Annotated in this window: 19 protein-coding genes and 2 pseudogenes; 12 read left to right on the plus strand and 9 right to left on the minus strand. The window is 37.1% G+C overall.

The window, feature by feature from the left end; genetic code table 11:
- Positions 1–90: 90 nt before the first annotated feature.
- The 5 genes from mutS (at position 91) to pflA (ending at position 8553) form a co-directional block, all read left to right on the plus strand.
- On the plus strand, positions 91–2673 hold the full coding sequence (gene mutS, locus HCB49_RS05570) for a DNA mismatch repair protein MutS (protein ID WP_185604324.1): 2583 nt from the start codon (positions 91–93) through the stop codon (positions 2671–2673).
- A gap of 21 nt (positions 2674–2694) precedes the next feature.
- Positions 2695–4506 carry a DNA mismatch repair endonuclease MutL gene (gene mutL / locus HCB49_RS05575; protein WP_185604325.1) on the plus strand — a complete coding sequence of 604 codons (1812 nt, stop codon included), beginning with the start codon at positions 2695–2697 and terminating at the stop codon, positions 4504–4506.
- Between the two features lie 16 nt (positions 4507–4522).
- Positions 4523–5071, plus strand: a complete 549-nt coding sequence (locus HCB49_RS05580; RefSeq protein WP_185391336.1) for a glycerol-3-phosphate responsive antiterminator — start codon at positions 4523–4525, stop codon at positions 5069–5071.
- A gap of 427 nt (positions 5072–5498) precedes the next feature.
- Positions 5499–7730 carry a formate C-acetyltransferase gene (pflB, locus tag HCB49_RS05585; protein WP_185604516.1) on the plus strand — a complete coding sequence of 744 codons (2232 nt, stop codon included), beginning with the start codon at positions 5499–5501 and terminating at the stop codon, positions 7728–7730.
- 76 nt (positions 7731–7806) lie between these two features.
- The gene (gene pflA, locus HCB49_RS05590) at positions 7807–8553 is read left to right on the plus strand and encodes a pyruvate formate-lyase-activating protein (RefSeq protein WP_185604326.1); all 747 of its coding nucleotides are present in this window, start codon (positions 7807–7809) and stop codon (positions 8551–8553) included.
- Positions 8554–8588: 35 nt separating this feature from the next.
- Here the strand turns inward: pflA and HCB49_RS05595 are convergent, their stop codons facing one another.
- On the minus strand, positions 8589–9119 hold the full coding sequence (locus tag HCB49_RS05595; RefSeq protein WP_185604327.1) for a PadR family transcriptional regulator: 531 nt from the start codon (positions 9117–9119) through the stop codon (positions 8589–8591).
- A gap of 166 nt (positions 9120–9285) precedes the next feature.
- Between HCB49_RS05595 and mdrL the strand changes: the two genes are divergently transcribed.
- The 4 genes and pseudogenes from mdrL (at position 9286) to HCB49_RS05615 (ending at position 11941) form a co-directional block, all read left to right on the plus strand.
- Positions 9286–10479: a multidrug efflux MFS transporter MdrL gene (gene mdrL / locus HCB49_RS05600; RefSeq protein ID WP_185604328.1), complete on the plus strand. Its 1194-nt coding sequence runs from the start codon at positions 9286–9288 to the stop codon at positions 10477–10479.
- Positions 10480–10612: 133 nt separating this feature from the next.
- Positions 10613–11161 carry a DUF2975 domain-containing protein gene (locus HCB49_RS05605; RefSeq protein WP_185569905.1) on the plus strand — a complete coding sequence of 183 codons (549 nt, stop codon included), beginning with the start codon at positions 10613–10615 and terminating at the stop codon, positions 11159–11161.
- Positions 11162–11176: 15 nt separating this feature from the next.
- Positions 11177–11407: a helix-turn-helix domain-containing protein gene (locus HCB49_RS05610; RefSeq protein ID WP_185604329.1), complete on the plus strand. Its 231-nt coding sequence runs from the start codon at positions 11177–11179 to the stop codon at positions 11405–11407.
- Positions 11408–11446: 39 nt separating this feature from the next.
- Positions 11447–11941: pseudogene (locus HCB49_RS05615) on the plus strand (P-loop NTPase family protein).
- Between the two features lie 211 nt (positions 11942–12152).
- Here HCB49_RS05615 and HCB49_RS14330 read toward each other — a convergent pair.
- Together HCB49_RS14330 and HCB49_RS05620 are read right to left on the minus strand one after the other, a co-directional pair.
- Positions 12153–12263, minus strand: a pseudogene (locus tag HCB49_RS14330) (hypothetical protein); the annotation flags it as partial.
- A gap of 186 nt (positions 12264–12449) precedes the next feature.
- The gene (locus tag HCB49_RS05620; RefSeq protein ID WP_185604330.1) at positions 12450–13619 is read right to left on the minus strand and encodes a thiolase family protein; all 1170 of its coding nucleotides are present in this window, start codon (positions 13617–13619) and stop codon (positions 12450–12452) included.
- A gap of 149 nt (positions 13620–13768) precedes the next feature.
- On the opposite strand from HCB49_RS05620, the gene HCB49_RS05625 reads away from it, so the two are divergent.
- A complete protein-coding gene (locus tag HCB49_RS05625) occupies positions 13769–14935 on the plus strand; it encodes a hydroxymethylglutaryl-CoA synthase (protein WP_185604331.1) in 1167 nt (388 codons plus the stop codon).
- A 22-nt stretch (positions 14936–14957) separates the two neighbouring features.
- On the opposite strand, the gene HCB49_RS05630 is transcribed toward HCB49_RS05625, so the two are convergent.
- The 5 genes from HCB49_RS05630 to murB form a co-directional block, all read right to left on the minus strand.
- Complete coding sequence (locus HCB49_RS05630) at positions 14958–15557, minus strand: VanZ family protein (RefSeq protein ID WP_185403070.1); 600 nt, start codon at positions 15555–15557, stop codon at positions 14958–14960.
- A 69-nt stretch (positions 15558–15626) separates the two neighbouring features.
- Entirely contained in the window at positions 15627–16871 is a 1245-nt protein-coding gene (locus HCB49_RS05635) for an MFS transporter (protein WP_185604332.1), read from the minus strand.
- 18 nt (positions 16872–16889) lie between these two features.
- Positions 16890–18158: an alkaline phosphatase family protein gene (locus tag HCB49_RS05640; RefSeq protein WP_185604333.1), complete on the minus strand. Its 1269-nt coding sequence runs from the start codon at positions 18156–18158 to the stop codon at positions 16890–16892.
- A 63-nt stretch (positions 18159–18221) separates the two neighbouring features.
- Positions 18222–19259, minus strand: coding sequence for an AI-2E family transporter (locus tag HCB49_RS05645; protein ID WP_185398626.1), 1038 nt, complete (start codon positions 19257–19259; stop codon positions 18222–18224).
- Between the two features lie 29 nt (positions 19260–19288).
- Entirely contained in the window at positions 19289–20185 is an 897-nt protein-coding gene (gene murB / locus HCB49_RS05650; protein ID WP_185479916.1) for a UDP-N-acetylmuramate dehydrogenase, read from the minus strand.
- 216 nt (positions 20186–20401) lie between these two features.
- On the opposite strand from murB, the gene HCB49_RS05655 reads away from it, so the two are divergent.
- Together HCB49_RS05655 and HCB49_RS05660 are read left to right on the plus strand one after the other, a co-directional pair.
- Positions 20402–21385 carry an ABC transporter ATP-binding protein gene (locus HCB49_RS05655; RefSeq protein WP_185479915.1) on the plus strand — a complete coding sequence of 328 codons (984 nt, stop codon included), beginning with the start codon at positions 20402–20404 and terminating at the stop codon, positions 21383–21385.
- A complete protein-coding gene (locus HCB49_RS05660) occupies positions 21382–22896 on the plus strand; it encodes an ABC transporter permease/substrate-binding protein (RefSeq protein ID WP_185604334.1) in 1515 nt (504 codons plus the stop codon). The genes HCB49_RS05655 and HCB49_RS05660 overlap by 4 nt, the downstream gene beginning before the upstream one ends.
- A gap of 40 nt (positions 22897–22936) precedes the next feature.
- Here the strand turns inward: HCB49_RS05660 and HCB49_RS05665 are convergent, their stop codons facing one another.
- Positions 22937–23767, minus strand: a complete 831-nt coding sequence (locus HCB49_RS05665) for a hypothetical protein (protein WP_185479913.1) — start codon at positions 23765–23767, stop codon at positions 22937–22939.
- Positions 23768–23840 lie beyond the last annotated feature (73 nt).

Here is a 23840-nt window from a genome sequence, read left to right on the forward strand (position 1 = left end):
CACTGGCAGTTTTTTTCTTTTGTGGTCGCGGGAGAATGAAAGTTTATGCTATAATGAGAGGATGAAAAAGAAGTAAGGGATGATGAGATAATGACAGAATATACACCAATGATTAAGCAATACTTGGAGATCAAAGACAAATATCAAGATGCTTTCTTATTTTTCCGTTTAGGAGATTTTTATGAAATGTTTTTTGAGGATGCGCTTAATGCTTCTCAAATTTTAGAAATTACGTTAACTGGTCGTGAAGGTGGAACAAAGGAGAAAATCCCGATGTGCGGAGTTCCATATCATTCGGCGAGCGGTTATATTGATACGTTAATCGAAAAAGGATACAAAGTAGCTATTTGTGAACAAGTCGAGGATCCTAAAACGACAAAAGGTATGGTTAAACGAGAAGTAGTGCAATTAATTTCGCCAGGTACGGTTATGGATGAGCGCGGCTTGAAAGCGAAAGAAAACAACTATATTGCGTCGCTTTATTGCTACGAAGGCAAAGAGTACGGTTTTGCTTATTCCGATTTATCGACAGGTGAACTAAAATCAACCGTTATTGAAGCTAGCGAAGATCGTCTGATTAATGAATTAACGACACTTTCAACGAGAGAATTAATCGTTTCATCCTCAGAAAAAGAAGTACTTTCAGCTGTTATGAAGGAGCAACTAGGCTTAACTCTTTCGGTGCACGAAGAAGATACGATTCCAGCCGAAAATGAAAAATTAGTAACGCGCCATATGTCATTATCAGAAAAACGAGCTATCGGCAAATTACTACATTACTTAAAAGAAACACAAAAGCGGGATTTAGGTCATTTGCAACAAGCGGTTCATTATGAAACGAGCAATTACATGAAAATGGACTATTATTCCAAACGCAACTTAGAATTAGCGGAATCTATTCGTGGCAAAGGACGACAAGGCACGCTGCTTTGGCTTTTAGATAATACGCAAACAGCTATGGGCGGGAGAATGCTCAAACAATGGATTGACCGTCCACTAATAGACCGCAAAAAAATTATCGAACGCCAAAATGATGTTAGTGAACTAATGGCTCACTTTTTCGAACGCTTAGAGCTAGTAGAAAACTTGAAAAACGTGTATGACTTAGAACGTCTTGCTGGACGAGTTGCATACGGAAATGTCAATGCGCGCGATTTAGTTCAACTGCGTAACTCGCTATACCAAATCCCACGTATTCGCGCAACGTTATTATCGATGAATAGTGAGAGTCTTACAGAACTGGCGAACCAATTAGACCCATGTGAAGAATTAACGGAAAAGCTGGAAGACGCAATTATGGATTCTGCACCCATTTCGATTCGTGAAGGCGGGATTATTAAAGACGGTTACAACAGCCAATTAGATACGTACCGCGATGCAAGTCGTAACGGAAAAACGTGGATTGCTGAATTAGAACGGAAAGAACGTGAACTAACAGGCATTAAAACGATGAAGGTAGGCTTTAACCGCGTATTTGGTTATTATATTGAAGTTACCCGAGCAAACACGCATTTGCTCCCAGAAGGCCGCTATGAGCGTAAGCAGACCCTAACAAATGCCGAACGTTACATTACACCAGAACTAAAAGAGAAAGAAAAACTCATTTTAGATGCGGAAGAAAAAAGCATGGAGTTAGAATACCAATTATTTACAGAAGTGCGCGAGATGGTAAAAGACTACATAGAACGTCTGCAAAAATTAGCGAAGTCTGTAAGTGAAATTGATTGTCTGCAAAGTTTCGCCGATATTAGCGAGAAAAACCATTTCATTCGCCCAACACTAAGCGAAGACGGTTCTTTGCACGTTAAACAAGGTCGCCATCCAGTTGTAGAAAAAGTAATGGGTGCGCAAAGTTATGTAGCAAATGATTGTGATCTAGATGAAAATCGTGAAATCTTACTTATAACTGGTCCCAATATGTCAGGTAAAAGTACGTATATGCGCCAAGTAGCTTTAACAGCAATTTGTGCGCAAGTTGGTTGCTTTGTTCCTGCTGAGGAAGCGATATTGCCAGTTTTTGACCAGATTTTCACTCGAATTGGTGCAGCGGATGATTTAATCGCCGGCCAAAGTACATTCATGGTCGAGATGTTGGAAGCGAGAAATGCCATCGTCCATGCGACAAAAGACAGTTTAATTTTATTTGATGAAATTGGTCGTGGTACAGCTACTTATGATGGGATGGCACTTGCTCAAGCGATTATCGAATACATCCATGAGAACGTCCATGCTAAAACACTTTTCTCCACACATTATCATGAATTAACAGATCTCGAGAAAGAGCTAAGAGGTCTGCAAAATATTCACGTTAGCGCCGTTGAAGAAAATGGTAAAGTAGTGTTCCTTCATAAAATTAAAGAAGGTCCCGCAGATAAAAGTTACGGTATTCATGTTGCTGAGTTAGCGGAACTACCAAAATCACTAATCGAACGAGCAAGCCGTATTTTAGAACAGCTTGAAAGTGCTGATAAGAAAATAATTATCACAAATGATAAACAACTAGAAGAAGTTCATGAGGAAGTGCAATTATCGATGTTCCCTGTGGAGCCAGAGAAAAAAGTATCGTCTAAAGAAACAAAACTTCTAAAAGAAATTGCTTCTATGAACATTATGCAAATGACACCAATGGATGCAATGAACAAACTATACGAACTTCAAAGTAAAGTCCATTAAAATAGAAAGGCGGGTTTTTAAATGGCTAAACATATTGTCGAATTAACGGATGCTTTATCCAATAAAATAGCTGCCGGAGAAGTAGTCGAACGTCCTGCTTCTGTCGTGAAAGAATTGGTAGAAAACGCCATTGATGCGGGAAGCACGGTCATCGATATTTTGGTGGAAGAAGCGGGATTAAATAAAATTACGATTATTGATAACGGCAGTGGCATTGAAGAAGAAGACGTTGCTACCGCATTTTTACGCCACGCCACAAGTAAAATTAAAAACGAAGCAGATCTATTTCGCGTGCATACTTTAGGATTCCGCGGTGAGGCACTTCCGAGTATCGCCTCTGTTTCCCATTTGTCGCTAGAAACTTCTACCGGAGAAACTAAAGGAACCATGATTTCTTTAGAGGGTGGGAAAATCATCGAACAAAAAAGTGGGCATGCTAGAAAAGGGACACAAATCGAAGTATCCCAGTTATTCTTTAATACCCCAGCCCGCCTCAAATATTTAAAAAGCTTACCAACGGAACTAGGTAACATTACCGATATTCTTAATCGTCTAGCTTTAGCGCATCCGGATATTAGTTTCCGCTTTTCACACAACGGAAAACCATTACTACAAACTAATGGCAATGGAGATTTGCGTCAAGTGATTGCGGCAATTTATGGCGTTTCGATTGCAAAAAAATCGATACCAGTCAAAGCGGAGTCACTCGATTTTAAAATTTCTGGGTATGCCGTGTTACCAGAAGTGAATCGTTCCAATCGTAATTATATTTCAACGATTATCAACGGCCGTTTTATTAAAAATTTTGCATTAGTAAAAGCTATTCAAGAAGGTTACCACACGCTTTTACCGATTGGTCGCTTTCCAATTATCGTTTTACAAATCGAAATGGACCCGATTATTGTAGATGTTAATGTTCACCCTGCAAAATTAGAAGTCCGTTTGAGTAAAGAAAAAGAGCTTGGCCAGCTTATTAGTCAAATGATTAAAGCTGCCTTTCATAAGTTACAACTAATTCCAGATGGTGAAATTTCTAAAAAGCAAAAAGAAGTTCAAAAGTCCGAGCAAATTCAAATGTCGTTTGAAGAGAATAAACAACCAAAAGAAATACCGACTCTTTTTTCCAAACCGACTATTCCTGAATATATTCCTTCCGATGAGGATGCTCCACGGGAAGACGACTTTATTTTAGAAACGATGCCGTCTTATGAACCAGTGCCTCAAACTGAGCACGCAGAACAACCGAAAGAGCGCATTCCAAAAATGTACCCAATCGGTCAAATGCACGCTACGTATATTTTTGCTCAGAATGAAAATGGTTTATATATCATTGATCAACATGCGGCACAAGAACGAATTAAGTACGAATTCTATCGTGAAAAAATCGGCGAAGTTAGCCGAGAATTGCAAGAACTACTAGTACCAATAGTGCTCGAGTTCCCGGCAGATGAATATGTTCGCTTAGAAGAACAAAAAGCTAAACTAGAAGAAGTAGGTGTATTCCTAGAAAACTTCGGACAAAATAGCTTTATCATTCGTGCGCACCCAACTTGGTTTCCGAAAGATCAAGAAGAAGAGATGCTCCGCGAAATTATCGACGAAGCATTATCCGCACCAAGTATTAGTATTCATAAACTAAGAGAAGATACGGCAATTATGATGAGCTGTAAAAAATCAATTAAAGCAAATCATTATTTAACAACGCAAGATATGGAAGCATTACTCGACACGCTTAGAGAAGCAAGTGATCCATTCACTTGTCCTCATGGCCGTCCAGTAATCATTCAATATTCGACCTATGAACTAGAAAAAATGTTTAAACGTGTCATGTAAAAGAGGAGGAGAAAGCTTGGAGTTACCATTTTCCGGTCAATCAATCATCCCAGCTGCACATAACCAAAAGGATATGGAGAAAATTTTAGAGCTTGATTTGACTTATATGGTGATGCTCGAAACGCATGTTGCTCAGCTAAAATCATTAGTCAAATACGCGCAAGCTAGCGGGAAAAAAGTTTTACTACACGCCGATTTAGTGAATGGCTTGAAAAACGATGATTACGCAATCGACTTTTTGTGCAAAGAAATTTGTCCTGATGGAATTATCTCTACTAGAGGAAATGCTATTATGAAAGCAAAACAACACAAAATGCTAGCAATTCAACGCCTTTTCATGATTGATTCAAGTGCTTACAACAAAGGAGTAGCCTTGATTCAAAAAGTACAACCTGATTGTATTGAACTTTTACCAGGGATTATTCCCGAACAAGTACAAAAAATGACGCAAAAACTGCATATCCCTGTTATTGCAGGTGGTTTAATTGAAACTAGCGAACAAGTTGATCAAGTAATTGCGAGCGGGGCTATCGCTGTTACTACATCCAATAAATATTTATGGTGAAACAGAAGCTAAGTCGTTAACGCTCCACGGCTTAGCTCTTTTTTTATGAAAAACAATGAAAACGCTATATATTAATGAAAAGCATTGAACTACAAGGGTTTAAGCGTTTTCTAACTGTTCTATAGAAATATAGGTTTTCTAAACTGTATCATAACAGATAGAGGTGGTTGAAGTGGTACAGTAAAAACGGAGGATTAAAATAAAAACAAAATTAGAATCATGATAAACTAGAAGAATGGCTTTATATAGCTGATAACGACCTTTATAAATTAAAAAGTCACAAAAAAGTCATAAAAAAGTTTGAAAAATATTGCACAAAACTGTAGCATTTTTTGGATAATATGTTATGATAACAGTGTAGATTATTTATAAATCAGTTTGCTCAAACAAGCACGCTCGAGAATGAACAATAAATGGAGGTTATATGATGACTGAACAATGGTATGAATTCGCAGGTGGTAACTGGCAACAAGAAGTAGATGTACGTGACTTTATCTTAAAAAACTATCGCTTATATGACGGTGACGACACTTTCTTAGCTGGCCCTACCGAAGCAACTACAAAACTTTGGGATCAAGTAATGGACTTAACTAAAAAAGAACGTGAAAACGGTGGCGTACTGGATATGGATACCAAAATCGTTTCAACCATCACTTCACATGACCCAGGTTACTTAAATAAAGATTTAGAAAAAGTTGTCGGCGTTCAAACTGACGTACCTTTCAAACGCGCTTTACAACCATTCGGCGGAATCCGTATGGCAGAAGTTGCAGCTGAATCTTATGGTTTTAAAGTAGACGAAGAAATTAGCCATATTTTCTCTGAATACCGTAAAACACATAACCAAGGTGTATTTGATGCTTATACTGCTGAAATGCGCGCAGCTCGTAAGTCAGGCGTAATCACTGGTCTTCCAGATGCTTATGGCCGTGGACGTATTATCGGTGACTACCGTCGTGTAGCACTTTACGGTGTAGACTTCTTAATCAAACAAAAGAAACAAGATTTAAACAATACAGGTTTACGTACAATGAGCGATGACGTTATCCGTCAACGTGAAGAACTAAACGAACAAATTCGTGCTCTAGGCGAATTAAAAGTTCTAGGTGAAAAACATGGTTTTGATCTTGGTCGTCCAGCTAAAACTGCACAAGAAGCTTTCCAATGGTTATACCTTGGTTACTTAGCGGCAATCAAAGAACAAAATGGTGCGGCAATGAGTTTAGGACGTACATCTACATTCCTTGATATTTATGTAGAACGTGATCTTCGCAATGGCCTAATTACAGAAGAAGAAGCTCAAGAAATTGTTGACCACTTCATCATGAAATTACGTCTTGTAAAATTTGCTCGTACACCAGATTACAACGAATTATTCTCTGGAGATCCAACTTGGGTTACTGAATCCATCGGTGGTATCACAGAAGAAGGTGTTCCACTTGTAACGAAAAACTCATTCCGTTTCTTACACACATTAGATAACTTAGGACCAGCTCCAGAGCCAAACTTAACTGTACTTTGGTCCACTCATTTACCATCAGGATTCAAGAAATTCTGTGCTAAAATGTCTATCAAAACATCAGCTATTCAATACGAAAATGATGATGTTATGCGCCCTAAATGGGGAGACGATTATGCAATCGCATGTTGTGTATCCGCAATGCGCGTTGGTAAACAAATGCAATTCTTTGGTGCTCGTGCCAACCTTGCTAAAACACTTCTTTATGCAATTAATGGTGGTGTGGATGAAAAATCTAAAGCACAAGTTGGACCAGCTTATCGTCCAGTTGAAGGCGACGTATTAGACTACAAAGAAGTAATGGAAAAATATGATGCAATGATGGAATGGATTGCTGAACTTTACCTTAATACATTAAACGTAATTCACTATATGCATGATAAATACGCTTACGAACGTATCGAAATGGCTTTACATGATACAGAAGTATTGCGTACAATGGCAACTGGTATTGCTGGACTTTCTGTTGCAGCTGACTCCTTATCTGCTATTAAATACGCAACTGTTCGTCCGATTCGTGACGAAGACGGAATCGTAGTTGATTATGCAATTGAAGGCGACTATCCTAAATACGGAAACAATGATGACCGTGTAGATGAAATCGCAGTAGAACTTCTAAAAACATTCATGACTAAAGTAAGAAAACATAAAACTTACCGTGATGCAGTTCACACAACTTCTGTTCTTACAATCACTTCTAACGTGGTTTATGGTAAGAAAACTGGTAATACACCAGACGGACGTCGTGCTGGCGAACCATTTGCACCAGGTGCGAACCCAATGCATGGCCGTGATACAAAAGGTGCTTTAGCTTCTCTATCTTCTGTTGCTAAACTTCCTTACGAATATGGTCAAGATGGTATTTCAAACACATTCTCTATCGTACCAAAAGCTTTAGGTCGCGAAGATGAATCTCAAATCAATAACTTAGTTGCAATGCTTGATGGTTATTCCACAAAAATGGGACATCACTTAAACATCAACGTATTCAATCGTGATACGTTATTAGATGCGATGGATCACCCAGAAGAATATCCACAATTAACTATCCGTGTTTCTGGATATGCAGTTAACTTCATTAAATTAACACGTGAACAACAATTAGATGTTATTCACCGTACAATGCACGAATCTATGTAATATCAGGCGAGAACGCTTTGACAAGGATTGCTCACCAGTAGCAATCCTTGTTATTTAGGAAAGGAAGAGGAGAATTATGGCAGAGGTTTTAGGAAGAGTTCATTCAGTAGAAACAATGGGAACAGTAGACGGTCCAGGTATCCGCTTTATTGTTTTTATGCAGGGGTGTTTACTTCGTTGCCAATTTTGTCATAATCCTGATACTTGGAAAATTGGTACCGGCACAGAACGTTCTGCTCAAGATGTATTTGACGAAGCGATTAAGTATAAAGAGTTTTGGGATGCATCAGGTGGTGGTGTTACAGTTAGTGGTGGTGAACCGTTACTTCAAGTAGATTTCCTAATTGAGTTTTTCACGCTTTGTAAAGCAGCAGGGATTCATACAACGATTGATTCTTGCGGTGGTTGTTTCACACGTGATCCAGAATTCATCGAGAAATTGGACCGTTTGATGGAAGTAACAGATTTAATTTTACTGGATATTAAACAAATCAATCCAGAAAAACATTTAAAACTGACTACCAAATCGAATGCACCAATAATTGATTTTGCTCATTATTTACGTGATAAAGAACAACCAATTTGGATTAGACACGTACTAATTCCAACGAAAACCGATGATCCAGAAGATTTAACTAAGCTACACGAATTCATTCAAACGCTTCCGAACGTAAAACAAGTGGATGTACTTCCATACCATACAATGGGTGTTTACAAATGGAAAGAGATGGGCATTCGTTATCCGTTAGAAGGTATCGAGGCTCCAGAAGAAGAAGTGGTAGCAATGGCTAATAAAATTTTGGAAACAAGTAGTTATAAATAGTAAAAAACCGGCGAACATTGAATTCGCCGGTTTTTTTATAGTATTTTATACATTTCTGCGCACCATTTTAGTTCTGTTTGAATTAAATCAAATTTTCTTGCATAGACTTGATAAGACATGTTCTTAAGTTTGTCTTGTTTGGTTTTTAAATCAAATAAGTGAGCAAAATGATCAAGCGTTTCTTCAATTAAGAGGAGTTGTTCTTTTAAATAGCTTTCTCTTTCTTGGATAAGCCCTTTAGTTCTAGTATTATTTAGCCAGTCTAGCTGTACTTTTGTGGTGAATTCATCTCTTGTTACAGGGATTTTAAGCGGAGTTTCTGACCATTCAAGCAAGGAGTCTAAGCCGGTTTGTGTTATCGTGTAGACTTTTTTATCCGGTTTTTTATCTTGGGAATGCTTATGTACAACTAAAAAACCTGCTTTTTCTAGCTTAGATAAAGAAGGATAGATTTGGCTGTGATGCGTATTTTGCATAATTCTAAGTCGGTTAGCAAGCTCATAACCACTAGATGCCTCACGAGCAATCATTTGTAATAACGTAAATTCTAAAACATTTGGTATCATACAATTGCACCTCTGAATTTCTATTTAACCCTATTGTAAGCGATAAACATCAATAAGTAAAATGGTTATATATGTAATAAATTATATATGTAAATATTGACATTAGTATTTAGCAAGCGTAGTATTATAGTTGAGTTTTATTTGGAAAGGGAAGTGTAGTTGGATTATGATGACGGACAAGGAAATGAATACGGGAAAGTGGATAACCGCAGCAGCAAGTTTGCTTGCGTTTATGGGGATAGGGGTTGTCGATCCACTTTTGCCATCAATTGCAGAAAGTATCGGAGCATCTCATTCGCAAGTTGAAATGTTGTTTACTGCGTATATTTTTACAATGGCGATTATGATGATTCCAATTGGGATTGTTGCAGGAAAATTAGGTGATAAAAAATTAATCGTTATCGGCCTATTTATTGTTACTATTTTTGCTTTATTATGTGGTTTATCAGACACAATTGGTGCCTTATCTATTTTTCGTGCTGGTTGGGGATTCGGGAATTCGATGTTTATGGCTACAGCGATGACGATGTTAATTGCTTTATCGGAGACACCTGGTCGCGCCATTGGGATTTATGAAGCTTCAATGGGCCTTGGGATGGCATTTGGGCCATTGCTTGGTGGGATTTTAGGTAATATTTCTTGGCGCTATCCATTTTTTGCCACCGCTTGCTTAATTTTTATCGCATTTTTACTGATTTTATTTAAAGTAAAAGAACCGAAGAAAGTCGTACCAGCACCAACAGAGAAAAATGAAGTAGCTATCAAACAGATGTTACATTTATTTAAATACCGCCCATTTTTACAAATTGCTTTTAGTGGGATGTTTTATTATTATTGCTTCTTTACGATTTTGGCTTATTCGCCACTTATTCTTGGTTTATCGGCCATTCAAATCGGTTTTGTATTTTTCGCTTGGGGCTTATGTTTGGCACTAGGATCAGCCAAAGTTTCGCATGCGTTAGAAGTTCGGTTTAATAGCAAGCAAATTTTAAAAGGTTCCTTACTCGCTTGTGCGGTTATTTTGGCGTTACTAGGATTTATTGATAATACGGCTGTAGACATTGGTTTAATCGTTGTATCTGGGTTGATTTTAGGCATAAATAATGCGCTATTTACAACAACAGTCATGGAGCATTCACCGTATGCAAGAAGTGTGACGAGTGGCGCCTATAACTTTGTTCGTTGGCTAGGAGCAGCGTTCGCACCACTTTGTTCAGGATTATTAAGTGAAGCATTCGGTATGAAAATGCCGTTTATCGTTGCTAGTATTATTTGTTTAGCTGGCATGGGTTTACTCTTCATTAAACTAAAACCAGCGCACTTTACCTTACAACAATCTACTTCAATTAAAAGTGAATAAAATAGAAAAGGCTGAGCGATTTAGTTCAGTCTTTTTTATGTTAAGAATTAATTATTTAACGTTTATCGTTAAAATTAGATTGACAGTCATGCTTCTTACTAGGTATAATTTAGAAAAAAGGGAGAGATTATACATGAAGCTAAAACGGTTACAAAAAATGAGTTATTTCCTCCATATTACGCTTAAAATTTTATCGGTAAGTTCTGTGGTAATGGCTATAATCGCTGTTTTAATGAAGCTTTTTAGTAGCAAAAATGTTATGATAAATAAATTGGAATCAGATACTATTTTTTATTTTCAAACAGAATTTTTCTCTGGCGTGGATAATCAGCAATATGTTCAAACCGAGGAATGGATTTTAGTAGGTACAGCTGTTTTTTCTATTATGTTAATCGCGTGGCTGTTATGGACTGCAAGTATGATTTTTAAAGATTTAGCAGCCGAATTTACGCCTTTTAGTGATGTTGAAGTGAATAGATTGCGGAGAATTTCCTATTTGTTGCTTATTTATGCGCTAGTACCACAAATAGTTTACTCGGTTTTGCATACAGTGCTCATACCAGGCTATAGCATTACTTTGGGGCTAAATATGTCATTTTTCTTTGCACTTATTTTTTATTGTTTAACGGAAATATTTCGTTATGGTGCCTCTTTGCAAAAAGAATCCGACGAAACTTTATGATTGGAGCGAAAAACGATGGCAATTGTATTAAGGTTGGACCGGATAATGGCCGACCGTAAAATATCTTTAAACCAGCTATCCCAAGAAGTTGGTGTAGCAAATGTGAATTTATCCAAAATAAAAACCGGCAAAGTAAGTGCCATTCGGTTTTCAACGCTAAATGAAATATGCAAAGTATTAAACTGCCAACCTGGCGATATTTTAGAGTATGTAGCCGATGATGATCCTGTTGATAACGATATTTAAATGAGTTAGATTGATCATGCTTAGATAAGGAGCGCTTAAATGGATAAACATAATGAACTGCAAGCTGTGTTAACAAACAAGAAAAAAGTGTTAATTATTGGTCCTAATGGCGCTGGTAAATCCACTTTTGCAGCAAAACTTGGGACATACTATGATTTTGAAGTTTGTCATTTAGATAAGCTTTTTTGGCAGGAAAATTGGAATGCTGTGACAACCGTATATTATCGATGGCGACTATTTCTTTAATTTAGAGAAAAGACTCGAGCACGCGGATTTAGTTATTTAGTTATTTGGATAAAAATTCCTTTATTAGTGTGTGTAGCAAATATAATTAAAAGAAGATTTAAATATGCAATGAATACTCGGCCAGATATAACTGAAGGCTGTGACGAAAAATTAAGTTTATCGTTTTTGATATATGCTTTAAGATATAACAAGCGTTCAGGAAAACAAACGAAGGAATTGTTGGATAATGTGTACGAAAAAGAACTATTTATAATAGATAGTTATAGGAAATTGAACAATTATTGCTGATAATAATCAATGAATGCTTATGAAATAAGGATTTTTGCTGGATTAAGTGTTTGTTGGTTGTTTGCGATAATTTGTATTACTTCCTATAATATATATTATGTAAACTAGAAAAAGAGATATAAATCAAGTGAGAAATATTGTTCTCTCTCTTGATTTATACCATCCGTAATGTTTTTTTGCATATGAAATATCCCTTTCTAAATCTAAATTCTGGTAAATTTAGCATTAACGGTTCTGCTTTTGCTGAAAAAGGATTAAAAGTAATACTTAGAATGATCATAAATATAATAAAGGTAAATAAAGTTTTTCTAATGTGCTTCATATGTGTCCTCCCGCTAGATTGAATATTTACATTCTAGTATCAAAAGCGGTAAAATATTTTTTTGTAAATAGTTTCACAAATATGTTTGTATCTAGGTCACAAAAAAGACAAATATAAAAAAGCAAACAAGCTAAAATCAATTACTAGATGATTTTAGCTTGTTATTGTTATTAAAATCTAGTGTTATCAAGCTCTTTCGACAATAATAGCAATCCCGATGCCGCCGCCAATACATAAGGAAGCAACTCCGGTTTTCTTGTTTTCTTGTTTTAACTCATTTAATAAGGACGCAATAATGCGTGCCCCAGATGCTCCGATTGGATGACCTAGTGCAATTGCGCCACCGTAAATATTAAGTTTCTCTTCCGGGATTTCTAAGTCACGAGCTACTGCAACAGATTGTGATGCAAAAGCTTCATTTAAATGGAATAAATCAATTTCGTCGATTGTGTATCCGCCTTTTGCTAATGCTTCATTAACTGCGTAGTACGGAGCATAGCCCATAATTGCAGGATCAACACCGATTTCGGATGTTACCTTAATTGTCGCGATATAAGGAATATTTTCGGCAATTGCTTTTTCCTTCGACATTAAAATAATTGCGGAAGCTCCGTCGTTTATACCAGAAGCATTGCCGGCTGTGACCGTTCCGTCTTCTTTAAATACGCTTTTCAAGGTAGCTAATTTTTCTAAAGTAGAGTTTGCACGGATTGTTTCGTCGGCTTCGAACAGTGAGCCATCCGTAAGTTCCACGGGGATAATTTCTTCGCTAAAAAGATTTTTTTCTTGCGCACTTGCGGCTTTCATTTGTGAGTTATGAGCGAATTTATCTTGTTCTTCGCGAGATACGGAGAATTTTTCAGCTACGTTTTCTGCTGTAATTCCCATATGATATTCGCCGTAAACATCTGTTAATCCATCAATTAACATGCTATTTCTTAAATTTTTTGGATTGATTTCTTCGCCAGCTAGTTCAGGGTTAAGTAACAGTGGAGCTTGGGACATGTTTTCGGTCCCTCCTACAGCTACGATATCCGCCTCGCCTAGTTGTATTGCTTGTCTGCCAAGCATGATTGATTTTAAACCAGAGCCACAAACTTCATTGATAGTGACACCGGGTACTTTATAAGGAATTCCTGCTTTAATAGCGACTTGTCTAGCTACGTTTTGACCAAGACCGGCTTGTAATACATTGCCGAAAATAACTTGATCTACGCGGTCTGGAGCGATGTTGGCTCTTTCTAAAACGCCTTTTAGAGCCGTAGCGCCAAGGTCTACTGCACTGATGTCTTTCAAACTGCCACCGAATTTTCCAATTGGTGTTCTAACTGCATCTATTATAACTACTTCGTTCATAGCAATCTCCTTTAAATGTAATCTATCCGTATTATATCATGAAACTAGCTAAAAACTCACTAGATTAAGCCCAATGTATTGTATTTTATGCATTTTTCTACTAAAATTAGAGTACTTACAAATAAAATATAAAGGACTTGAGTGTACATATGAAAATTGGAATTGATAAAATAGGTTTTTATACTCCTGCATTTTATGTTGATATGACAGAACTTGCTGAAGCTAGAAATATTGACCCGAATAAATTTACTATTGGAATTGGCCAAGATAAAATGGCTTTTGCCCCGATTACGCAAGATTCTGTAACAATGGGCGCAAACGCTGCTTTGCAAATTTTAGATGATGAAGATTTGAAAAAAATTGATTTAGTTATTTTAGCGACAGAATCGGGAATTGATGAGTCGAAAGCTGGTGCGGTTTATATTCACCGTTTACTAGGTATTCAACCCTTCTCTCGTGCTATCGAAATAAAAGAAGCTTGTTACGGAGCTACTGCTGGGATTAATTTAGCGAAAGATTATGTCGCGAAACATCCGGATAGCAAAGTACTTGTTATTGGATCGGATATTGCTCGATATGGTCTTGCAACTGGCGGTGAAGCAACTCAAGGAGCTGGAGCGGTTGCGATGGTTATTGCGGCTAATCCACGTTGTATCACACTTGAAGATGATAATGTTTTCTATACAGAAGATATTATGGACTTCTGGCGCCCAGTTTACTCCGAATATGCTTGTGTAGAAGGTAAATATTCGACCGAACAGTACATCCACTTCTTCCAAACTATTTGGGAAAAATATTCAGCGAAATTTGGCAAGAGTTTAGAAGATTTTGCGGCTATATGCTTCCATTTACCATATACAAAAATGGGTAAAAAAGCGTTAGATACTATTATTGAAACAGCTCCAAGTGAAGTTCAAGAAAGATTGTTGGAAAATTATCGTCTAAGTACGCTATATAGCCGTAATGTCGGTAATATTTACACAGGTTCGCTTTATTTAAGCTTTATTTCTTTGTTAGACAATCAAGCAGATTTACAACCAGATGATAAAATTGGCTTCTTTAGCTATGGTTCTGGGGCTGTTGGTGAATTTTTCCATGGTGTGCTTCAACCGGACTATAAAAATTATATCCGTAAAGACGAACACGCGGAATTATTAGCGAACCGTACGAAACTAGCTATTCCAGATTATGAAACGAAATTTAAACAACAATTGCCAAAAGATGGTTCTACTTTCGAAGTGGATCCAGCTAGCGATCCGGCAGTGATTGTATTAACTGGCATTCAAGACCATAAACGTCAATATATCAAAAAATAATCAAAAAACCGACTAGGCTAAATCAGCTAGTCGGTTTTACTTTGAGTTGTTTAAATTTTCTTGGGGACAAAAAACGAATCACGATGTATCCAAGCATAATTCCGCATACATTGAGGAAAACATCTCCAGTATCAAAGAACCCTACGTGCATGATGTACTGCGCCCCTTCCACTGCGAAAATCAACATTCCGGCTGATACTAGCGCCGTGAAAAAGCCTAATTTCTTTAATAAAAAGCCAATTGGTACAAAAGCTAATACATTTCCTACAATAATGACCCGTAAATTACCTGATAAAAATGTATCAACAAACCCAAAGGTGTCGCTTGAAAATCCTTGTGTGTCAGAAGCTTTTCCGAATAATAAACAAAGTAGAATACTGAAATAAATAATGTAACAAAATACGAGCAATGCTTTATTTATTTTCCAGTTTACTAATTGTACAGCAACAAAATAAAGTAAAATCGCCGTGATGCCAACCGTAATGTAGCCCATATGACTAACTGTGGCCATTACGTGCTTTAAGTAAAAATAAAGCCATCCCTGGAACCAGGAAAAATACATCGTTACTGCAGCAAATATCGAAATGATTGGTAAAACAAGAATTATAAAGTATCTTTTCATCCTGGTGTCCTCCTTTTCAAAGGCTAACTCAAGGATAACATTTGAAAATAAGGACTTTCTTAAAAGGATTTAAAGATTTTCTAAGTTTTTCTCTTTTACGAATAAGAATAAAATGCCGCCAACGAGGAAAAGTACAATCAAACTAGCAACCCCGTATTGCGTTTTTCCTGTGATTTGTGTGATTACGCCCATGAGTGCGGGTCCCATAATTGCTGAAAATTTCCCGAAAATGTTATAAAATCCGTAAAACTCATTGGAGCGTTTTTTAGGAATAATTTTTCCGAAGAAAGAACGACTCAATGCTTGAATACCACCTTGTGAAGTTCCAACCAACATTGCTAAAATCCAGAAATCGAGCGCAGATTTCATGAATACGGCATAAACGCAAATAATAATATAGACAAATATGGCTGTGAAAATAAGTGGTTTTGCACTGAATCGTTTAGCTAAATAGCCATACAATAATGTAAACGGGAAGGCGACGAGTTGGGTCATTAAAAGAATTAAAATGAGCGTTGTTTGTGAAATTCCAAGGTCAATCCCGTAAGATGTTGCCATGCGGAAAATCGTATCCACCCCGTCTATGTAGAAAAAATAGGCAATTAAGAAAATGACAATATTTTTATGCTCGCTAATATGACTTATCGTATGAAATAATCGTTTGAAACTTGTCCGTACAGGATTCTTCACTGCTGGAATATAGTGGATTTGATGGACGTTTTTCCACATCGGAATCGTGAAAAATAGCCACCAAAGCGCCGTCATCACGAAGCCGATATTGACAAGCGCCACATCACTAATCGGTAAAATTCCTGTCGCTTGAAAAATGATGAAAATAATAAAAGGTATGCAACTACCTAAATAACCATACGCGTAACCAGCCGAGGATATCTTATCCATCCGATCATTCGTTGTTACATCAATTAAAAACGCATCATAAAATATATTTGCGCCAGAAAAACCAATTAACGATAGCACATAAAAGCCAAGTAACAAAAACCAAGCATCCGTTGGTATAAAAATTAATAAAAAAGTAAAAGCAATCCCAATCGTCGTGAAAATTCCAAAAAAGCGTTTCTTAAAAAATTGATAATCAGCTATTGTTCCAAGTATTGGCGCAAGTAACGAAATCAGTAACGTCCCAATCGAGTTCGCATAGCCCCAATAAGCCGTCGAAGTAGTATCCGCAATCCCTGCATTCGCTGCAACTCCTTTGAAATAAATTGGTAAGATTGCTGTTGTAATCATAATCGAATAGGCGGAATTCGCCCAATCTTGAAAAATCCAACTTTTCTCCTCTTTTGTATATGCCAAGTGTGTTTCTCCCCTTTTCTATTCGAATAGCGTTTCTATTACTGTGCCAGCAGTATTAGGAAATTGTAACCCTAAAATCTTGGCAAATGTAGGAGCTTCATCAACTAAGTGCGCACTTGTGATTTTTTCTCCTTTTTTAATACCCGGTCCGTTGAAAATAATCGTTGTTTTGTAATCTGGTTTATGAGGAGAATAGCCATGGACAGCTTTATAGTAGCCCGGTTTACCAAGCATTTCCTCGGTCACTTCTTCGTATAGCGGCCCGTATAAATCATCCATAAAATAGTAACCAGCCTTCCCTTCCACCATCAAAGTAGCACTGCTATCTGCGCCACGACGAGCAATTTCAGCCGCTGTTAAAACTTCTTCTATTTCAGGCATGTTTTGAAGCACCTGTTGAATTTCTTTTATATGTTGCTCGTTTTTCGTATAAATATAACAGGATCCATCGCAGCTTTTGGCGTATACTTCCCAGTCGGTAATCTTATCATCCACCACTGTTACCCACCCTTTTTCAGCAAAAAGCACATTTAAACGAATCGCGTGCGTTACATTGATTTGATAATGATCTCCTAAAACTGCAAAAACGGTATTTTCATAGATACCAGCATCTTTTGTGGCTTGGATAATCTCAGCTAAGCGTCTGTCATGTCTTTTTAATGCGGCGGTTGCTTCGGGGGATGTAACGCCGTGCGCATGTCGCATGCTATCCATATCGACTAAATGTGTTAACAATAAAGTGGGCTTTTTCGTTTTGATCGTATCAACGACACTAGCTGTCAAAAATATATCTAAATCTGGTTGATTAATCCCTTTTCGCAAATGGCCAAATTTTCGGTCCATATCAATTAAAAATAATGGCGAGCTTGCGTGAAGTGATACCATCATTTGCGTTAACCAAAAGCGATTCGGGAAAATTTCGGCTATATTATAATCAATCCCACTTTTTGCTGCAACAGGCCATAAAAATGCGGCGGTTGTCATTCCGTGCTCTTTCGCTAAATCATAGAGCGTTGGAACTCGGATAGCTTTTTTATACCAATACCAGTCAGGAGAGTCTTTTTCGGGCTGAATTTTTGTATTATTAACGATGCCATGTGTTGCAGGATAATGCCCAGTGATAATACTCGTATGTGCTGGATAGGTCAATGATGGATAAATAGTTTCTACTTCCTGAATATGAGTTCCAGTTTCGATTAACTCTCGTAAAACTGGTAAGTCCGCGGTATCTTGCAAATCAAGCGCCCCAAGTGCATCTAATGAAATCACAAAAAGATGTTTTTTCATTATTTTCTCCCCTTTCAAAAAAACAGGGATTTTCCAGCTAATCTGGAAGAACCCCTGTGTAAATTACGTATGACTGATTGTATCTTTTGGTTGTTCGATTTCCTCTTGATTCGTGACACCGAGTACATCTAAAAAGAACATAACAACTGGAATACCAACGATTAATCCCCAAATCCCAAAGAAATGCTCTCCGAAAATAAGAATAATGAAAGTATAAAAAACGGGTAAATTCGTTTTTGCGGACATAAGTTTTGGATTAAGGACGTAAGATTCTAGTGCATGGATAATGATAACGACTATTAAAATGTAGAAAATGTATTCGACACCACCGATGGAATAACCGATAATCGTTAGCGGGATAAGCGAAATAATCACCCCAGCTACCGGAATTAATCCAAGTAAGAACACCATAATCGATAAAGTCATCAATTGTGGGAATCCTAAAATCCAAAGCGCAATCGTTGTTAAAATTGCATTGACAAGCGCGATAATAAATTGAGCTTCGATAACTTTACCGAAAGTCGCAACAAATTTTGATCCGAAGAATTTCACTTCCTCATAGATAAAAGCAATTTTACTGGTAGAGAATTGATTCGTAAAGGATACTAAATGCTCTTTTCCAAGGGAGAAAAACAGGCTTAACATCAGTGCGATAAACACATTCATCAAGACAGTTCCAACGTTTGTTAAGTATGTTAAAATCATCGAAACCCCTTGTTCTGTGTATTTCATAATATCAAATTGATTCGCTAAGCTCACAATATAATTAATGAAATCATTGTTGCTATCTGTTTTTAAGAACGTATTACCGAATTTCACCAATTGATTGATTTGATCCGCCAAAACAGGAATATACTTGACGAACACAAACACAATGACAGCTGCAATCAAAGCATAAAGTAGTAAGACAATGATTTGCCGATAAATCGAGATTCTTCGTAAAATAAAGTTTTCAAGGCGTGTTATAAGGTAAGAAAAAATAAATGTTAATAAAATAATATTCATTTGGCTTCTGAGTAAGTATAAGACGAAGGCGATTAATATAAAGACGCCAACCCTTCGTACGCTGCGATTTTGTAAAAATGAACTAAGCTCTTTCAAAAATAGATGACCTCCTACTTGTGTTGTGGCTACTTATCTTCGCCAATAATTTTAACTTCTGTTTCTAGTTCTACATCGAATTTCTCGCGGACGGTTTTTTGAACATAGGCAATTAAATCCATGTAGTCTGTGGCAGTCGCACCGCCGATATTTACAATAAATCCAGCATGTTTTAATGAAACTTGAGCCCCACCGATAATATGTCCTTGTAAGCCGCTATCTTGAATGAGTTTACCGGCAAAATGACCTGGTGGGCGTTTGAACACACTACCACATGAAGGATATTCTAGTGGCTGTTTTGATTCGCGTGCTGCGGTCAGTTCATCCATTTTTGCTTGGATAGTATTTTTATCATCTAAGGCTAAAGAGAAAGTCGCATCTAACACGATGTAATTTTTCTCCGCAATAGTACTAAAACGATATGCTGCTTTTAGCTCAGAACGCTTTAATTTCTTTAGTTCGCCCGTTTGGGTTAATACAGTAGCCGCTTCTAAAACATCGCTAATTTCGCCGCCGTATGCCCCTGCATTCATATGTAATGCTCCACCAATAGAGCCAGGAATGCCACAAGCAAATTCGAGCCCACTAAGGCTCTCATCAAGTGCAAATTTAGCTGTATCGATAAGTTTGGCGCCACTCATTGCAGTAATTTGCGTATTGTTTCTTTCAATCGTTTGGAGTAAATCGAGATGTAAGATAACGCCACGAATTCCGCCATCTTTAATTATAAGATTCGATCCGTTACCAAGAATCGTTAATGGAATTTCATTTTGGTGGCAATAAGATACTACTTCTTGCGTCTCTTCTATTGTTTTCGGCATAACGAAAATGTCTGCCATGCCACCTGTTTTTGTATACGTATAGTTAGATAAGGGTTCATTTAATTTTATCGTTATATGTGGGAACTGTGTTTGTAAGTTATTCATTATTTATTTCAAACCTTTCATGGTTGTAGTTTAAAAAATCACTTCCTTTATTTTATCATGGAACCTCACTTTTACAAAGAATTCCAGAGTTTTTTTAGTAAAATAGGAATATTTAAGTATATTTTAGGGTAATTGGTTGATATGTTCTTGAGTATTAAAATGAAAAATGTTAGAATGTAGAACATACATTCGATTAAAAAGGAAAGGGATGAAAAAATGATTCGTTTTGATAATGTATCAAAAAAATATAACGAAGATAAGACTGCTGTAAACAACGTGACTTTAGATATTAAAGACGGCGAGTTCTTTGTTTTCATCGGGCCGAGTGGTTGCGGGAAAACGACAACATTAAAAATGATTAATCGCTTGATTCCACTGACAACTGGAACCATTTATATTAATGAAAAGCGAATTAGTGATTACGATATTCATGAACTTCGCTGGGATATCGGCTATGTATTGCAGCAAATTGCACTCTTTCCTCATATGACAATTGAAGAAAATATTGCGATTGTTCCAGAATTAAAGAAATGGAGCAAAGAAAAAATTCACGACCGGATTACGGAATTACTAGATAGTGTTGGCTTAGATCCAGAAAGTTACCGTAATCGTAAACCAGCTGAACTTTCAGGTGGAGAACAGCAACGTGTTGGCGTCGTTCGGGCCCTTGCAGCTGATCCAGGAATTATTTTGATGGATGAACCTTTTAGTGCACTTGATCCGATTTCTCGCCAGCGTTTACAACAAGATATTTCTGCGCTTCAAAAGAAAATTAAAAAAACCATCGTATTTGTTACGCATGATATGCAAGAGGCTCTTGCACTTGGGGACCGAATTTGCGTAATGCAAGGCGGCGAAATTGTTCAAGTAGCTACTCCTGAAGAAATTATTAAAAATCCGGAAAATGATTTTGTGAAAGATTTCTTAGCATCCGGTCATGCTTTCAATACGCCAATTTTAGAAGGTAGTTTTACGGTCAATGATTTAATGGAAGCTGATTTGTTTTATGCGTATCAAGCTAGCGATGGCACACTTGGTATTTCTTCCAAAGAACCTGTCGAAAATCTCGTACGCCGCATTGCTGAAGAACAATCGATTCCGGTTACAGACGAAACGGGCAATTTTATTGGTACGATTGCAAATAAACACGTGATGCAATTTTTAGCGCGTCATCTGGAAAGTTCGGGTGAGCTAGTATGAATACACTTTTAGATACATTTGCTGTCCGTAAAGATGAACTGTTCACGGCTTTAGTGCAACACATTCAAATTTCTTTCGTATCCCTGTTTATCGCTGTGTTAATTGCGCTACCACTTGGCATTTACTTGACTAGACACAAACGACTTGCTGAGCCAATTATTCAAGTAGCTGCCATTTTCCAAACGATACCGTCTCTTGCCCTACTGGGATTATTAATTCCGCTAGTTGGTATTGGGATTGTACCGGCGATTATCGCGCTTGTTATTTATGCCCTTTTACCGATTTTAAGGAATACATATACTGGGATAAAAGAAGTCGATCCGGCGCTTGTCGAAGCTTCACGCGCCATGGGAATGAACAAATGGAAACGACTTTACAAAGTACAATTACCACTTGCAATGCCTGTAATTATGGCTGGTATTCGTACAGCAATGGTATTAATTATCGGTACCGCAACACTCGCTGCATTAATTGGCGCTGGTGGACTTGGGGACTTGATTTTACTTGGTATTGACCGCAATGATAATAGTTTAATCCTGCTTGGTGCTATTCCAGCAGCATTACTCGCTATCTTGTTTGATTTCCTATTACGTTTCCTTGAAAAAGCATCGTTTAGAAGTACCGTAATTACGATTTCGGCAGGAATTTTACTGACTGCAGCAATCATTGTCGTTCCTTATTTTGCGTCTGATAAAAAAGAAATTACGATTGCTGGTAAATTAGGTGCTGAGCCAGAAATTTTGATTAATATGTATAAGTTGGTTATTGAAGACGAAACCGATTTAAAAGTCAATGTAAAGCCTAATATGGGTAAAACGAGCTTCGTTTTCAATGCCTTAAAATCAGGCGATATTGATATTTATCCTGAATTTACGGGAACGGTGTTGGAAACTTTCTTGAAGGAAAATGCGAAAACACATGATCCCGAGCAAGTTTATACGCAAGCACGTGATGGTTTGGCAAAAGATTTCAACATGACTTACTTAAAACCAATGAAATATAACAATACTTACGCGCTGGCGGTTTCATCTGAATTCGCTAAAGAAAATAATTTGGAAAAAATATCTGACCTCGGTCCGGTATCTGACCAAGTGAAAGCAGGATTCACGCTCGAGTTCAAAGACCGTTCGGATGGTTATAAAGGTATTCAAGATAAATACGGCCTAACCTTCTCAAACTTGAAAACAATGGAGCCAAAACTCCGCTATAATGCGATTAAGTCTGGGGATATTAACTTGTTAGATGCGTATTCGACCGACAGCGAACTAGCGCAGTATAAATTAAAAGTGCTGGAAGATGATGAGCAACTCTTCCCTCCTTACCAAGGGGCACCACTTATGCTGACGAAAACTTTGGATAAATATCCAGAACTGAAAAAACCATTAAACAAACTCGCTGGGAAAATTACAGACGATGAAATGCGTAAAATGAACTACGAAGTCAATGTAAATGGTAAATCAGCTTATACTGTTGCCAAAGATTATTTACAAGATCAAGGTATCATTAAATAAAATAAAGCTAAGTGGCGTAAATACCACTTAGCTTTATTTTTTATTGCCTAATTAAGTTTTTAACTTTATTAACGTTCGGTTTATAGAAACGACAATGTGTTTCAAATTCTTTGTTAAATTCAGCTGCTCGTTGGGTTAAAGATTGCTCGTGATCAAGCATTAAGCCTTCTTCAAGGAGCGGTGTAAGGGAAATGATTTGGTCGAAAACTAGACCAGCATTCGTATCGCTTAAAACAGAAACCATTTTTCCAAGTGCTTTTTGTTTTTCTGTAGGAAGCTCTTTTTGATGAAGATGGAACCATTTTGCTAGTTGTTTACGATTTTTGCGCGTTGCTTCTAAATAAATGCTTTGTGCATAAGCGGCTTTAGCAAACGCAATCGATAAGTTTTCAGCAGATTCCCAGTCTTCTTCTAAAATTTCCCCTTGCATCTTGATTTTTTGATTGAGTAACGTAATATCTTCTTGATAAACATCCATTTTGTGTTGCTGCTGTTTGTAAACTTCCATTGCTAAATTAAGTTCATCAATGGTTGGCTGCATTTTTTCACCAAAAATAGTATTATCATTTAAAATTAATTGTGTTTGTTCTATTTTTTCAGCAATAATGCTATCGCGTTCTTTAATTACATGAGATCGTTTACCTAAGTACTCAAAATAGAAGTTATACTTTTGAATGCGATTAACAACTGCTTCTGCTTCTTTCACGGTCGCTGGTTCTTCTTTTGAATTTAAGACAGTTACACCGGCTACTTTACTTAATTTGGTATAAATAATAATCGTGAAAACTTCGCCGTCCAAATTGATTGTGTACGGTAGTTTATGTTGCTGTTCTAAAAGCCTTTTATGTTGTTTTAATAGTTTATCCGTCATTGTTATTCAACACCTTTACTACGCCATTAGTATTATATAATTCAATTATATAGTATAAAGATGAAAATTTCGA

It is taken from the genome of Listeria cossartiae subsp. cayugensis (genome assembly GCF_014229095.1).
Classification (GTDB): Bacteria; Bacillota; Bacilli; order Lactobacillales; family Listeriaceae; genus Listeria; species Listeria cayugensis.

Bases quoted from the DNA above. Each gene is read 5' to 3' on its own strand.
- HCB49_RS05665 (WP_185479913.1), bottom strand. From the start codon at position 23,767: ATGACGGATAAACTATTAAAACAACATAAAAGGCTTTTAGAACAGCAA.
- mutS (WP_185604324.1), top strand. From the start codon at position 91: ATGACAGAATATACACCAATGATTAAGCAATACTTGGAGATCAAAGAC.
- HCB49_RS05595 (WP_185604327.1), bottom strand. From the start codon at position 9,119: ATGATACCAAATGTTTTAGAATTTACGTTATTACAAATGATTGCTCGT.
- HCB49_RS05610 (WP_185604329.1), top strand. From the start codon at position 11,177: ATGGCAATTGTATTAAGGTTGGACCGGATAATGGCCGACCGTAAAATA.
- HCB49_RS05655 (WP_185479915.1), top strand. From the start codon at position 20,402: ATGATTCGTTTTGATAATGTATCAAAAAAATATAACGAAGATAAGACT.
- mutL (WP_185604325.1), top strand. From the start codon at position 2,695: ATGGCTAAACATATTGTCGAATTAACGGATGCTTTATCCAATAAAATA.
- pflB (WP_185604516.1), top strand. From the start codon at position 5,499: ATGACTGAACAATGGTATGAATTCGCAGGTGGTAACTGGCAACAAGAA.
- HCB49_RS05640 (WP_185604333.1), bottom strand. From the start codon at position 18,158: ATGAAAAAACATCTTTTTGTGATTTCATTAGATGCACTTGGGGCGCTT.
- HCB49_RS05630 (WP_185403070.1), bottom strand. From the start codon at position 15,557: ATGAAAAGATACTTTATAATTCTTGTTTTACCAATCATTTCGATATTT.
- HCB49_RS05605 (WP_185569905.1), top strand. From the start codon at position 10,613: ATGAAGCTAAAACGGTTACAAAAAATGAGTTATTTCCTCCATATTACG.
- HCB49_RS05620 (WP_185604330.1), bottom strand. From the start codon at position 13,619: ATGAACGAAGTAGTTATAATAGATGCAGTTAGAACACCAATTGGAAAA.
- pflA (WP_185604326.1), top strand. From the start codon at position 7,807: ATGGCAGAGGTTTTAGGAAGAGTTCATTCAGTAGAAACAATGGGAACA.
- HCB49_RS05660 (WP_185604334.1), top strand. From the start codon at position 21,382: ATGAATACACTTTTAGATACATTTGCTGTCCGTAAAGATGAACTGTTC.
- mdrL (WP_185604328.1), top strand. From the start codon at position 9,286: ATGATGACGGACAAGGAAATGAATACGGGAAAGTGGATAACCGCAGCA.
- HCB49_RS05625 (WP_185604331.1), top strand. From the start codon at position 13,769: ATGAAAATTGGAATTGATAAAATAGGTTTTTATACTCCTGCATTTTAT.
- murB (WP_185479916.1), bottom strand. From the start codon at position 20,185: ATGAATAACTTACAAACACAGTTCCCACATATAACGATAAAATTAAAT.